This is a genomic window from Halorubrum sp. C191 (assembly GCF_002727095.1).
Taxonomy (GTDB): domain Archaea; phylum Halobacteriota; class Halobacteria; order Halobacteriales; family Haloferacaceae; genus Halorubrum; species Halorubrum ezzemoulense.
The window spans coordinates 1-1,073 of the sequence record NZ_NHNZ01000200.1 but is presented as its reverse complement, the minus strand read 5'-3'; the positions used below and the strand labels follow the sequence as shown (position 1 = coordinate 1,073).

Here is a 1,073-nt window from a genome sequence, read left to right as displayed (position 1 = left end):
TATACTCAACGTCGAAAGTTTTGAGACACAGAAGCTCATCGTTTGAGTATGTCCAAGGACGGGAACAAGATTCCCGATCTTTCAGTTGAGCGCGTCCGCGAGCAGCTCGCGGACGAGCGTGATCCGAAAGCAATCAAACGGCTCACTACTGCACGCGAATATCTCGCTGGGCTATCTCCAGATAAGATCGAGGAAAAATACGGATGGCCTCGTCAGACAGTGTACAACTGGTTGGATCGCTTCGAAGAGCGCGACTTTGAAGACGCGCTCTACGACGACGAACGTCCAGGAAGACCGCCTGAGCTCTCTGACGAACAGTTCCAACAATTCGCTGAAACACTCAACCAATCACCCGAAGAAGCTGGATACGATGAGCCTGCTTGGTCGAGTATACTAGCTCAACAACACCTCATAACTGAGTTTGATGTTGCACATTCCCGGCGTCACGTTCAGCGACTAATGAAAGAGGCCGAGGTTTCCTGGAAGAAACCTCGGCCAGAACCAGCCTCGGCTGACGAGGAAGATCTTGAACGGTACGACGACGAGCTCAAAAAAAGTCGGGAGACGGGATGAAGACAGGCTGGTCATAACGATTGATCAGTTCAGGAAATCGGTTGGAGCTGATCTCAGATATGCGTGGTTTCCGATTGACGAGAGGCCGACAGTGAACGTGTCGGCCTCTCGTGATGGAATCAATTTCTTGGGCGGTCTCACCGAGAACGGCGAGACCATGTTTTTGGAATGCGCTGGTTCGTTCAACAAGGAAACGACGGTTCGATTTCTCCAGTCACTTCAGGCAAGATTCGGAGAGAAGCTACTCGTAGTTCTCGACAAAGGTTCCTATTTCACAGCGAAGAAAGTCAAGGAGTTTGCCGAGAAATCGAAGCTAGAGCTTCTATATCTCCCGACTGGGATGGCTAAGCTAAATCCAACCGAAGAGTGTTGGCGACAACTTAGATCAGCTCTTGGTAATCAATACTTTGGAGAAGTTGACGAACTTCGGAGTGAGATCCGCTCAGCGATGAGAGAGATTGATCCGCCCGGAGTATATCAATATCTCTGTCGGTGAGTAT

1 protein-coding gene is annotated in these 1,073 nt (G+C 50.0%); it reads left to right on the top strand.

Going from position 1 to position 1,073, the window contains the following annotated elements; all coding sequences use genetic code 11:
• Positions 1-48: 48 nt before the first annotated feature.
• Positions 49-1,069 (top strand): IS630 family transposase gene (locus Z052_RS17695; RefSeq protein ID WP_099289306.1). Its coding sequence is split into 2 segments (ribosomal slippage): positions 49-549 and positions 551-1,069, totalling 1,020 coding nucleotides; the frame shifts between segments, so codons are not numbered across the junction.
• The last annotated feature ends 4 nt before the right edge of the window (positions 1,070-1,073 follow it).